Raw genomic sequence first — 11514 nt, 5'->3', positions numbered from 1 at the left:
ACGGTGAGCCCGGCGCCGCGAAGCGCCCTGGCCCTCTCCACCATTCTCCTACTGTATGCCATGCGGACTCCGTTCCGGACCTCAACGGTCCAACTTTTTGTCCGCAGTCCCATTGTAATTCTGGGATGCGTTTTCCGCGGATCCACATAAAAGAAAAGGACCCCTTTGCAGAGGTCCTAGTCAATTCAAGGTGGCGGGGAAGGGAATCGCGTCCGCGCGCTGCGCGGACGGACCGCTGCGGCGCTTGCGCGCCTTGCGAGCTACGCTGGCAAACGCTATCGCGTTTCCTCAGCTCCGCGCCCTCGCGGGGTTCGATTCCGTGTGGGGACTACATAAAAGAAAAGGACCCCTTCGCAGAGGTCCTAGTCAATTCAAGGTGGCGGGGAAGGGAATCGAACCCCTGACACGAGGATTTTCAGTCCTCTGCTCTACCAACTGAGCTACCCAGCCATTTGAGGTGTGCCTTGTTTCAAGGCTTGATTAGTATAACCAAGGACGCGCTCCGGTCAACCGAGAATTTGAAAAAAGTTTTTGGACACCGCCTCGGTTCTGTAAAGCAGCACGTCAGAGACATCAACCGGCCGCAAGAAGTTTTTCGCTCAGGGCCTTCAAGCCTGCACTCGTTGCAAGACAGTGGGCGATACAAAGATTGAAGGGCGTTCCAGCACCGCCCAAGCACCGGGACAGGAACACATGCGCCAGGGGCGGACATTTTCGTAGCGTGCAAGGATATTGCCGCTGCAATCAATAAAGGCAATGTCGATGGGATAAGCCATAAAACAGGTGTGAACCGAAGAGCAGCACGGAAACGCCATGACGAGCGGCAGTCCGTCAGCCGTAATCGGCACGCGGCCCAGCATGCCGCGCAAGCGTGCGCCAAACGATTCTGCCACCATAAACTCTGCCGGCGACCAACCGAGCCTATTGAGCGCACGCGCGTAGGCGATATAAGACAAGACGGCGCTCACATGACCACCCCCGGTCGCCACGGATCGACCGTAACCGCGCGCTCGTGCGACAGCTTCGCCGGCGTCCCCAGAGAAACGCCGGCAATGCTGAGCAATCTAGGCCACGGCTCATAGTACATGACGCAGGCATAGGTCCTAAACGTCCCGGACAGAGAGAGCAAGCCGCCGTCAGACGACGCCGAGCTCTGCTCGCTCGAGACCTCGACCTGCAGATTATAGCCCTGCATAGCCGCCTGAATCTCGGACTGGACACGCATCGAGGCATCGACAGAGCTCTCATCGCCCTCCCCTTCCGGCGCCACAGCGTGCGCCAGCACGATATCGGGCACCACGCGATCGAAGCGCGCAACGGCGCCAGCAAAGACCATGACGTTGTACACAATGAGCGCAAGCGCCAGCAAAACGGGAGCGACCACGGCCATCTCGACCGTCGCCTGGGCGCGCTCCTCGTACAAGACTGCACCAACGCCCATTACGATCCACCGCCCAAGGCGCCAACCAGCGTGGCGACATCGACGGTAAGCGGGATGGAACCACCGCCGGGCAACGGAATCTCCGCAAGTGTGAACACTGTACCGCTAATGGTGCGTTCGACTTGATATTCCAACGCCTCGCAAAGCGCCTTGGGATCGGTCACGCCCAACGGAATACCTCGCAGTTTGTCTTGCGCTTGAGAGAGACCGGCAATGTCAGACCCCGGACTCTTAATGACGTTAGCGGAATCGGTCAGCACCGGCTTTCGCAGGCGCAAGTCGCACGGTTCCAAACCCAGCGCCGCCACGGACGCCGAAACGGTATCGCCGAGCCACGATGCAATGGAGCCCAACGCGCCGCTGCCCCCTCCTAGGTCTTTAATCATCTCGTCCATAAGTTCGTCGGCCGAACCTTGGATGTCTCCGTATCCCACAAGCAGGCGTCCCCAAACATCCATGACGCCATCGAGTACGCCGGCAACGCCGCCCGAGCGCTCTTCCACTGTCGAGAAAAACCGCGAGAGCACGTTGTTTTGCGCCGTCGCGTTGTCGGGAGCCAAGACCGCGGCAGAGATTGCACCGCGACTGCCGAGCGTAACCGGCTTATTGAATGAAGAGTTGAGCTTACCGGGACTGGTCATATCGCCCGAGACCGCAAAGGCGACCACGCCGTTTCGGCCGGGCGGGGCGATACGCGGCCGCTCGCCCGAAAGCGCCTTGATGGCCTGGTCAAACGCATTACCCGCGCGATCGGCCTCGTCCTCGGTCTGACGCATGAGCTCGAGCTCTTTGTTGCGACATTCGACGTAATCTTCCAGAGCCCCTTTAAACTCGTCAAAGTGATACTCGAAGCCGTTTTCGATAGAAGTCGAAGGCGCTGCAACGGCACCGAGCGACGAAACGCCAAAATGGCATCTGTTGCATCTGTCCTGCCCGTCATAATCAGCAACCGAGGCTAACCCGCCTGGCGACCCCTTCTTATAGTTGGGGCAACTCGTTCCGTAATGCAGATACGTCTTGTCATCGATGGTACTAATTGGCCACGCCGCATCGGTATAGAGTTCCGTCGCTCGCACCTCTTCAGAGTTGCGCGGCAACAGCGGGATATGGGAAGTGACTTCATCTCCGTCCTCGGTTACATATGCACGATTGACCTCTGTACTCGCATAGGTGTAAAACGCCTTGCGCGCCGCCGACTCCGCCTTCGTCTCGACGCTTGAGCCCTGAGGCGCCTCGTTTGCAAGGCGCGAGCGGTAATAGGCCTTCGCGCGATCGAGCGCCACTTGCGGCTCCCATGTGACACTCGAGGCATAGTGCGGATTCTCAATATCCGAAAGCTTCGCCAAGCTCCTCGCGCGTTCCCACATGCACGAACAGCTTCCGACTGCGCCTCTGTCCGATCCGCCGCAGTCGGCAAGCCAGGCGCGTTCCTTGGCCTTTGACGTTTTCTCGGACGCTTTCTTCAGTTCCTTGGCAGCATAGTCAAGGTCTTTTGAGGTGCTCTCGATGGCATCGGTCGAGATCTCTGACCCCTCGAGCGCAACAAAGTCCGACTCCGATGTCCTGGGCACGGCGAGCGCTGTGCCGGTATAGGTCACGTTATCGGTATCCTGCGCCGAAACAGCCTGCGTAGCTCGCGCGGCAACCAGATATGGCAGAGCCGTTTCGACTTTTTGCAAACCCTCCGACGCACTTTTGGCAAACCTATTGCGCGTTTTAATAATCTCAATCCCGGTATCGACCATATCGCTTGCGGCTATTTTCCCACCCGGCACCAGCATGGCAACCAAGCCGGTGCCGATTGTGGCAAACCCCGCCAGGCCCAAGCTCAAAATGCTCGCATCCACCACCGTGGCCGCTGTATGGTAGGACGATATCACGTTGGCACCCGCCAGAGCACCGCTATCGGCCGCCACCTGGGTATCCCCGGCACGCGACATACTCCATATCGCCGCCGTCGACGAAAACAGCAGCGTAAGCACCACAAGTATGACGACCGCCGAAGAAAGCGTAGTGTAGGCACCGTCCTCGATAAACAAGTCGATACCGGAGCGGCCCATGAAGCCGCCCCGCTTGCGGCGGGCATTCGACCGGCAACGGCACACGAGCCCTCGCATCATTCGCAGCAGGCGACGCCTAATCCCACGCGGCAATCCACGAATCATAGTCTCCCTCCAGCCATCCGGGACGCGATCGATACGAAACGTCGACTTTCAACTCAACATTTCCTCCTCCCCCCACATTGCCCATGGCCTGCGCGAACGCGCCGATCACGGGCAGCGGCTTTACATCACCCGCGATAGATACAGACGAAACGCCCCTTGCGCCCGCCCGGCCAAGCTCGATATCCCACGACCGCGGTCCGCCGGCGTGAAAGATCGAGACATCGGGCACCGCGGCGAGACGGCGGCGAGCAAACTCCTTGAGGTCGTCGTCCTCCGCCGTCGTCGTGGTCATGAGCCGCGCCGTCTCGGCGGCGGCAGACTCCATGACCGCGCGCGTATAGAGCAGGCACACCGGCTGCAGCGCAAGGAGGATGAGCGTCAAAAACGTCGGCAGCAAAAAAGCGGCCTCGACCGTGGACTGCGCCCAATCCTCGCGCGCGATATCAATAGAGCGCGATGTCTTTGGCGCCTGCGGCGGCGTCGATAACCGATGTCGAGGCGACGCCATGGGACGCCGCCCGTGCAGCCAACGCCGCCAAGCGTCCGTCGGTGCCGGCGCGCCAAAGCCCCGCAATCGCCAGCACGATGGAAAGCAGCGCCATGGTGACGATGGCGTACTCAACGGTCGATTGGGCAGACTCCTCGCGCAAAACGTCAAGCATTTCACGATCCCTCCTTTGACCCCGATGCTTGCGGAACCAAGCGCACCGCGCGTAAGCGGCACGAGGCGTCGCCGGCATCCGCGGCAACCGTCACCATGTCGACCCAGCCGCGCCCATCGCGCACGATGGCGCCCCATACGTTGCCCTTGATGTCGAGGTAACCGCTTAGGGCGAGCTGGGCTGTGGGCACCTCGCGATAGACACGCAACAGGTCCGCGGCAGCCTCGGTCATCGGTCGCTCCTCGGCCCATGTCAGCCGGGCTGCGACTGCGTTGTCCGCAGATGGACCCGCCGCAGCATCCGCCCGTTCGTCGAGGGCGCGCAGAAAAGTTTGTGCCGTGACGGCGGCATCCCTGTCGGCCGTGTCCCGCGCTTTGTCATAGGGAGGCGCCACCGCGCCCGAGCTCCCATCCGCGACGGCCCCAGAACGCTGCTGTCGCACGGCATTCAGCCCCCAGAGCGTCGCCGCTATCACCACAATCAGGCAAGCGAGCACCAGCAGCACGCCAACAGAATGCCCGCCTTCTACAGGCTGTTGATGCCGTCTTTGATCGCGTTCCATAGCTTTTCGACGTTGCCCTTAAATGCAACGATGGCAATGATCGCGATTACCACGAGCACGCCGACCAAGATGGCGTACTCGGTGGTACCCTGCGCGCTTTCCTCCTGCACCAGCGCCTTGGCACGTTGACAGGAACGCATTGCACGGTAAAGCGTCCGACTCCAAACCCTACCCATAACGTCAGCCATTTTGTTCATGTATTCCTCCCTACATCATCCCGCCTGCTCCCAGCAGCGGGCCCAATATGGATAACAGCAGTGCCGGCAAGATGAGCGTGCCAGTGGGAATCAGCAGCTTGACGGGCGCTCGTTCAATCTCGCGCTCGACCGCGGCACGATGGGCGGCGCGGATCTCGCGACTTTGGGCAGCAAGGGTCTCGGCAAGCGGGGCACCCAGGGCGAGCGCTTGACCCACCGTAATGGCAAAGGTCTCGAGCGCCCGCACGTCCAGGTCCTGCGCGGCCGCCAACAACTCGTCCTCGCGCGCTCCCACGCCCACCTGCCACGCCATGCATGCCCGTTCAAGCCGAACAGTCAGCGCCGATCGACGATTGGCGCAAAAGATCTCGAGCGCCGCATCGAACGAAAGGCCGGCGGAAAGCCCCAGGCGCACCACATCAATCATCTCGGACACCTCGCCGAGCGAAACCTGCGCTGAGTTGTCCACGCCAAATGCGCCCCTCACCCGCGCAATAGCGGCATCGATCACCGAATGGGCCGCAGCAACGACCAGCACCGCCTCGCCCCTGAAAATCTCCATGGTCTTGCGCACATCCGAGCGCTCCAGGCCCGTCGCGACAAATACGCCGAAGGCGTACAGGCAAGCCGCGGCGGCAACCAGGGCGCTCACAGCTCCACCCGCATAATGCGTCGGATAACCATTAGGGCGACGCCGTTAAGGGCAAGCCCCAGAACCACGGCGCCGGCGCCTACCGGCGTTGCGAGACCGTAGCGAAAATCTGCCGAAAGCAGGGCCAGCACCGCGCACATACCCGCCGGCATCGCCGCGACCATATGCGCCGACATGCGCGCCTGCGACGTTTTGACATCCAGGCGGCGCTTGAGCTCGATACGCTCCCCCACCATGCTCGACGCCTCGGACAGCAGATCGGCAAGCGGGGCACCGGTCCGCTGCGACACCTTGAGCGCCAACGTGACAAGCGAAAGCCCGGGGGCGTCGATGCGGACAAGCAGGTCGTCGAGCGCATCGGCAGCCGAAATGCCACAGTCGATCGCCGCCGCTACCCGCAGAAACTCGGTATGCACCGGCTCTTGCGCGTGAGCGCCCACAAACCGCATGCCCTGGGCCAGCGAATGTCCCGAGGCAAGCGACATGGAAAGTGCCGTAAAGGCCTCGGGCATGGCTTCCTCCACATCGCGCTGCTCGCGTCGGTGGTCAAAGATGTCGCGTGCGGCGCCCGCGGCAAAGGGCGCAACCGCCCCCAAAACAAAGCCGATGGGCGATAGCGACACCACGGCAAGTGCAAGGCAGCAGACGCCACTCGATAGCAACAGGAACGCTAAGCGTGAAGCATCATCCTCAACGACAAGACCGATGCGGCGCACGGGAGCCAACGATGCCCACGAACGGGCGATCTTTTTCAGCAGATCGTTTTCCACCAGCTCACGCGGCAGCTTCTCTGCCGCCGTCTCGAGCGTCTGGCGCACCAGCTCCGCCGGCGGCACCCTCGGCACATGAGGCTCCACTCCGCATACCGTCGCGACCGAAAACCCGGCAAGGCCCCCTACGACGAGGGGCACAACGACCTCCATTCGTCCACCTCCTCCTGTGTAAGCGTTCCCGAGCGCAAGCCCTCTGCGATAAACGGCGGCTCGCGGTTGAGGGTCCAGGTGCGCTCGGCGGCATCGAAGGTCACGTAGCGCTCGAGTTCCACGCCACCCGACGCGCCGCGTCGCACCCCCGAATAGGAGGACACAAAACGCCGGCCGTCCGCATGGCGCTCGGACATCACGATGCCGTCGAGCGCCATAGCGATTTGTTCCTCGATAAGCTCGCTCGGCAGATCGATGCCATAGCGCGCAAGCAGCGTCAAACGCACCACGGTCTCTTGCTCGGTGCCCGCATGAAGCGTGGTGAGCGACCCGTCGTGGCCCGTGTTCATGGCCTGCAGCATGTCGCAACATTCCGCACCGCGTACCTCACCCACCACAATACGGTCGGGACGCATACGCAGGGCGTTGGTCACCAGGTCGCGGATTGTCACCGCACCCTCACCCTCAATTGAAGCCTCGCGCGCCTCCAGGCGAACCACATGCGGGTGATGCGCGAACTTGAGCTCGGCGGAATCCTCGATCGTCACGATGCGCTCGCCGGTAGATATCTCGCACGATAGCGCGTTGAGCAGCGTAGTCTTGCCCGACCCCGTACCGCCCGCAACCGCCAAATCTTGGCGCAGCGACACCGCACACGAAAGCAGTTGCGCATACCAAAGCGGCAGCGACCCCAGGCCCACAAGCTCGTCCAACGAACAGATGCGATCCGAGAACTTGCGGATAGTGAGGATCGGCCCATCGATCGCCACGGGCGGAATCACCGCGTTGACGCGATAACCTGTCTTGAGGCGGGCGTTGACGATGGGACTGCGCTCGTCGATACGCCTGCCCAGCGGCGAGATGATGCGGTCGATGAGCACGCGGATCTGCTCGTCATCCTCAAACGCATGCTCGATGGGGTATAAGACCCCGCCGCGCTCAAAGAACGCCGAGCGGCAACCGTTGACCATAATCTCGGTGACGGTGTCGTCCTCGATGAGCGGCTGCAGCGGGCCCAAGCCCACCACGTCATCCAAGATCTCGTTGATGATGGTCTCACGCTCGGGCGTCGCCAGGTCGGTCGGTTCTTCCACGTTGAGTGCCGCCTCCACCGCAGGACGCAATTCCGAGCGGGCAAGAACCGGATCGACGTAGGCACTGATGCGTGCCACCTCGTCGTAGCCCACGCGGTCCATCACGGCCCGCTTGGTGCGGCGCTTGACCGCGCGGCGCCGTCCCACATCGACAGGTGCCGCCGCCGCTGCCGCACCGGCTGCTTTAATTCTCGTTTGCAGGCTCATCGGCAATCACCCTCACGCGACCAGGGAAGGCGGATGCGTGGGCGTTCGGTGCGCGTTGCACGGTCGGCGACCATATCGCTCCAAGGGCCGACGGCGCAGCCCAGCTCCACGAGCATCTCACGCGTGGCCTCGCGCACGCTGGTCGCAAAAGCGCTGGTCTGCCCCACTGCCTCGTCAGCGCGCCCAAACGCCATGAGCGCGGCGAGTTCCTGCCCGCCATCGGCGATACGAATCTTGGAGCTCAACGCACAGGCAATCTCAAAGCGCATGGCGACATCCTCGTCCGCCCCACGCGCGCCAAATCGGTTGAATACGGCGCTCATGCGCGTGCGCGGCACGCCCACACGGCTCGCCAGCTCAATGACGCGCGCTGCAGACGTCGCGGAAGAAACTGCCGCATCACCCACGACAAGGCAACGGTCGCACGCCGCCACCGCAGCCGCCACGGCATCGCCCCAAAAGACCGAGGTATCGATAAGGACCACGTCGGACTCACGACGCAAGATGTCGAGCAGCAGCTCTACCGGACGCGCCATGAGCTCGGCGCGCTCGGGCGCTGCGACAGGCCCCCAAAGCGTAACGCCTGGGGCAACGCGCATCGATGCAGCGACCACGTCTGGCTCCGCAAGTGCGCCCGCGACCGACGGCTCGATAAGTGTCGCCATGTCATGTGGGGCATCGGCGCCCAGCAAGTCGTAGAGATTTCCAAACATTAGGTCCAAATCGAGCACGGCAGCTCGCAGACCCAGCAACGAAGCGGCATGCGCCATCGTGGCGACAATCGTCGATTTGCCACAGCCGCCCGATCCCGAGACGGCGCAGATGACCGGAGCTCGATGCGACGTCGACGCAGTGTCTGCCAGCGGTGCAGGGGCTGACGACGTGGGCGGCAACGTCCCCGTCTCGCCAGCCGCACCCAAGCGCTGCGTCCACGCCGGCACGGCAGGCTGCTCAAACGGTAGGGGCGGAACTGGGGATTCCGCTGTCACGTCGACGTGCGGGCCATCACCCGCGACAAGCCCCTCGACCTCATCGAGTCCATCGGCCAGGCTCACGCCGTGCACGTATCCCATATCTACGGCCAGGAGGTCTTCGCCATACGGTACCGACGCTCCGGCGTCATCACATGCAAGGGGGCCCGGGGGGCGCCGAACATGCTCGGCTTCCGCTTTCCCATAGTCATCAACACGCGGGCCTCTTGTAGCGCGAGGCGCCCCGGGTTCCCTATCAACAAAAACATCGGGCTCAGGCGACACGCCCCAATCGGAATCAACCGCTCCCTCGCCCACATGTCCGCTGCCGCATATGCTGTGCGCAGCGATGACCTCGGTCGCCCCCGCGCGAAACAGCCCCTCGATATCCGACGGATCGAGCGCCTCTATCAACACGACGACGCGGCTCACGCGTCCTTCGGCAGTCAGGCGCGCGACGGCCTCTCGCACATCTTTAGTATCAAACAGGGATGCCGCGATAATGGCAGCGCCACGGCGCGAAGGAAACGCCCGAGCCATAGACACCAACCCGTCTAGGTCGCCCACGCGAAGCACCTGCGCGCCCGCATCGCGGCCCTCGACTTCCTGCTGCAGCAGTCCGTAATCGCCACACGCGCAGCACGCAAGCCAGATCGCCTTCATCACTCGTCGCCTCCGCTCTTTTTGCCGCGTGCCGTGGCGGGAATCGTCAAGCTGACCGTTCCCTTGCCCGAGGCTCCCAGCAATTCCTTGACGTCTTTGGGGTCGGCCGCCAGCGTCACCCACTCGACCTTGCCTTCGCGCGTGGCACCGGCCTCGTCGCTGGTATCGATCACATACGCGCCGCACAGCCGGTCGGTCACGCCGTCTTTTTGCACGTACACATCCACGTAGCTGCCCACGCCTGCGGCTCCGCCCACCGAATGCTCGGCATCGACCGCCACCGAAACGGCAACCTTGCCCTTGGGCACCTCGAGCGTATGGCTCTCGGCTTTGGTGTAGACATCGCAGACCACGGCATTTTTGGGAATACGCGAGGTCGTCACGTCGCCACGCACCTGGCGCAGCTCGGTCGCCGCATCACGCGGCAGCAGGCTCGCGAGCCACTCTTGGGTTACGACATTGGTCTCGTCGAGGGTCTCACCCACATCGATATCACGTGCGGCAACGCAAACTTCGACGCGATCGCCGCCGTATTTGGCCAAGGTTTCGGCCTGGGCCTGCTCAGCCCGCGAACGAACCGATGATCCGTAAACCATGCAGAGTGCCGCGGCGAGCACGCCCGCTGCCAGGCTGATGGCGATGCGCTTGCTCTTGTTCACGGCAGCTCCTCTCAAGACAGCACTGGACGGATGGGATGCCCGTACCACTATTGTCCGAGCGGCCAAGCAACAAAACAGCGCGATCACCATCTTGGTTTTAAGTGTCAAACCAATTACCAGCCAAGAGCTGACCAACCCGTCAAGCCCGCGGCAAGGTTTTGGTCAGTGCGTCGGCAAAACGCTCATTTAAGGGTGCATCGGCAGTAAAAAAGCCGCCTCCCGCACAGTTGGAAGACGGCTGTCATAGATAAATTCAATTACAGATGGACATCGGGATCGAGCATTTGGGCACTCACACGCATGGATGACGCCAAGTTTTGGAACGTTTCCAGGCGCAGGCCATCGATCTGCCCGGCATCGGCGGCCTCGCGAACGGCGCAGCCCGGTTCGTGGGTATGCGTGCAGTCGCCAAACCGACACGCACGCGACGCCTCGACGATCTCGGGGAAGGCACGCGCCAGGCCCCGCTCGTGACCAACGAGTGGCAAACTGCGCAGGCCCGGAGCGTCGGCAATGACGCCGGCGTCGCCCGGCAGCGCCACCATCACGCGCGCGACCGTGGTATGGCGGCCTTGGTCGTCGCGCTCGCGCACGCCACCGGTAGCCAGCGCATCGTGGCCCAGCAGCGCATTGAGCAGCGTCGACTTTCCGGCCCCCGACTCACCCAGGATCATGGCGCACGTTCCCGCCGGCACACAGGCGCGCACCTCATCCAAACCACGGCCTTCGGCAGAGGACGTCACGATCACGCGCACGTCCGGGCCCACCAGACGGCGCACGCGATCCAGATCGCGCTCGAGTTCCGCGGCCTCGCAGCGGTCGGCCTTGGTAAGCACCACCACCGGCTCGGCATCGCAGTCGAGCGCCAACACCAGCGAGCGCGCCACGCGGTCGAGCAGCACTTCGCCGGCGCCAAGTGCCTGCACGATCAGCACGCTATCCACGTTGGAACAAAGCACCTGACGCTCGCCGCGGGCGCGGCCACGCCAACGCTCAAAACTCGTGCGTCGCGGCAGGACGCATTCGATTACGCCCATATCGTGCCCGGGTGCACGACGCACCGCCACACGGTCGCCCACAGCCGGCAGCAGCACCTCGTCCTCGCCGCGCGACTTGGCAAACCCCACGGCATGCTCGGCACGAAAGGTATCGTCGGCCGTCGCCACCAGCGGAAACCCGCGATCTAAGCGCACCACGGCGCCCAGTTGCATCTGCTCGGGCTCCTCGGCTTGGGCGCAAAAATCGTCAAATGCTGCCTGCTGAGCCGCGGCGACCGGCAGATCGCCAAACGCCGGAACATCCTGCAGCGCATCGAGTC

At 62.9% G+C, this 11514-nt stretch carries 13 protein-coding genes and 1 tRNA gene; all 14 read right to left on the bottom strand.

Features of this window, described 5'->3' with window-relative positions; genetic code table 11:
* Positions 1-377 precede the first annotated feature (377 nt).
* Positions 378-450: transfer RNA gene (locus tag ACTQ40_RS07705), tRNA-Phe, on the bottom strand.
* Between the two features lie 158 nt (positions 451-608).
* A complete protein-coding gene (locus tag ACTQ40_RS07700; RefSeq protein WP_427719076.1) occupies positions 609-968 on the bottom strand; it encodes a DUF192 domain-containing protein in 360 nt (119 codons plus the stop codon).
* Positions 965-1441, bottom strand: coding sequence for a hypothetical protein (locus tag ACTQ40_RS07695; RefSeq protein ID WP_427793906.1), 477 nt, complete (start codon positions 1439-1441; stop codon positions 965-967). Before ACTQ40_RS07695 ends, ACTQ40_RS07700 begins: the two co-directional genes overlap by 4 nt.
* Positions 1441-3606 (bottom strand): hypothetical protein, encoded by a 2166-nt coding sequence (locus ACTQ40_RS07690; RefSeq protein WP_441563730.1) that lies wholly within the window; start codon positions 3604-3606, stop codon positions 1441-1443. Before ACTQ40_RS07690 ends, ACTQ40_RS07695 begins: the two co-directional genes overlap by 1 nt.
* Entirely contained in the window at positions 3578-4114 is a 537-nt protein-coding gene (locus tag ACTQ40_RS07685; protein ID WP_441563728.1) for a TadE/TadG family type IV pilus assembly protein, read from the bottom strand. Before ACTQ40_RS07685 ends, ACTQ40_RS07690 begins: the two co-directional genes overlap by 29 nt.
* Positions 4050-4268, bottom strand: a complete 219-nt coding sequence (locus ACTQ40_RS07680) for a hypothetical protein (protein ID WP_154517649.1) — start codon at positions 4266-4268, stop codon at positions 4050-4052. The genes ACTQ40_RS07685 and ACTQ40_RS07680 overlap by 65 nt, the downstream gene beginning before the upstream one ends.
* A gap of 1 nt (position 4269) precedes the next feature.
* Positions 4270-4500 (bottom strand): hypothetical protein, encoded by a 231-nt coding sequence (locus tag ACTQ40_RS07675; protein ID WP_154517646.1) that lies wholly within the window; start codon positions 4498-4500, stop codon positions 4270-4272.
* Positions 4501-4793: 293 nt separating this feature from the next.
* On the bottom strand, positions 4794-4970 hold the full coding sequence (locus ACTQ40_RS07670; RefSeq protein ID WP_441044823.1) for a hypothetical protein: 177 nt from the start codon (positions 4968-4970) through the stop codon (positions 4794-4796).
* A 67-nt stretch (positions 4971-5037) separates the two neighbouring features.
* Positions 5038-5679, bottom strand: coding sequence for a type II secretion system F family protein (locus ACTQ40_RS07665; protein ID WP_441563726.1), 642 nt, complete (start codon positions 5677-5679; stop codon positions 5038-5040).
* A complete protein-coding gene (locus ACTQ40_RS07660; protein ID WP_441015634.1) occupies positions 5676-6602 on the bottom strand; it encodes a type II secretion system F family protein in 927 nt (308 codons plus the stop codon). The genes ACTQ40_RS07665 and ACTQ40_RS07660 overlap by 4 nt, the downstream gene beginning before the upstream one ends.
* Positions 6575-7903, bottom strand: coding sequence for a CpaF family protein (locus tag ACTQ40_RS07655; RefSeq protein WP_441563725.1), 1329 nt, complete (start codon positions 7901-7903; stop codon positions 6575-6577). The genes ACTQ40_RS07660 and ACTQ40_RS07655 overlap by 28 nt, the downstream gene beginning before the upstream one ends.
* Positions 7900-9537 (bottom strand): AAA family ATPase, encoded by a 1638-nt coding sequence (locus ACTQ40_RS07650; RefSeq protein ID WP_441563724.1) that lies wholly within the window; start codon positions 9535-9537, stop codon positions 7900-7902. The genes ACTQ40_RS07655 and ACTQ40_RS07650 overlap by 4 nt, the downstream gene beginning before the upstream one ends.
* The gene (gene cpaB / locus ACTQ40_RS07645) at positions 9537-10196 is read right to left on the bottom strand and encodes a Flp pilus assembly protein CpaB (protein ID WP_427719097.1); all 660 of its coding nucleotides are present in this window, start codon (positions 10194-10196) and stop codon (positions 9537-9539) included. The genes ACTQ40_RS07650 and cpaB overlap by 1 nt, the downstream gene beginning before the upstream one ends.
* A gap of 257 nt (positions 10197-10453) precedes the next feature.
* Positions 10454-11407 carry a ribosome small subunit-dependent GTPase A gene (gene rsgA, locus ACTQ40_RS07640; protein ID WP_427795936.1) on the bottom strand — a complete coding sequence of 318 codons (954 nt, stop codon included), beginning with the start codon at positions 11405-11407 and terminating at the stop codon, positions 10454-10456.
* Positions 11408-11514 lie beyond the last annotated feature (107 nt).

The organism is Collinsella sp. Sow4_D11 (assembly GCF_052116465.1).
Taxonomy (GTDB): domain Bacteria; phylum Actinomycetota; class Coriobacteriia; order Coriobacteriales; family Coriobacteriaceae; genus Collinsella.
Note: the sequence above shows the minus strand (reverse complement) of the source record. Positions and strands in the feature narration are given on the sequence as shown.

Bases quoted from the DNA above. Each gene is read 5' to 3' on its own strand.
- ACTQ40_RS07695 (WP_427793906.1), bottom strand. From the start codon at position 1,441: ATGGGCGTTGGTGCAGTCTTGTACGAGGAGCGCGCCCAGGCGACGGTC.
- ACTQ40_RS07690 (WP_441563730.1), bottom strand. From the start codon at position 3,606: ATGATTCGTGGATTGCCGCGTGGGATTAGGCGTCGCCTGCTGCGAATG.
- ACTQ40_RS07685 (WP_441563728.1), bottom strand. From the start codon at position 4,114: ATGGCGTCGCCTCGACATCGGTTATCGACGCCGCCGCAGGCGCCAAAG.
- ACTQ40_RS07680 (WP_154517649.1), bottom strand. From the start codon at position 4,268: ATGCTTGACGTTTTGCGCGAGGAGTCTGCCCAATCGACCGTTGAGTAC.
- ACTQ40_RS07675 (WP_154517646.1), bottom strand. From the start codon at position 4,500: ATGACCGAGGCTGCCGCGGACCTGTTGCGTGTCTATCGCGAGGTGCCC.
- ACTQ40_RS07670 (WP_441044823.1), bottom strand. From the start codon at position 4,970: ATGCGTTCCTGTCAACGTGCCAAGGCGCTGGTGCAGGAGGAAAGCGCG.
- ACTQ40_RS07660 (WP_441015634.1), bottom strand. From the start codon at position 6,602: ATGGAGGTCGTTGTGCCCCTCGTCGTAGGGGGCCTTGCCGGGTTTTCG.
- ACTQ40_RS07655 (WP_441563725.1), bottom strand. From the start codon at position 7,903: ATGAGCCTGCAAACGAGAATTAAAGCAGCCGGTGCGGCAGCGGCGGCG.
- ACTQ40_RS07650 (WP_441563724.1), bottom strand. From the start codon at position 9,537: ATGAAGGCGATCTGGCTTGCGTGCTGCGCGTGTGGCGATTACGGACTG.
- rsgA (WP_427795936.1), bottom strand. From the start codon at position 11,407: ATGCAACTGGGCGCCGTGGTGCGCTTAGATCGCGGGTTTCCGCTGGTG.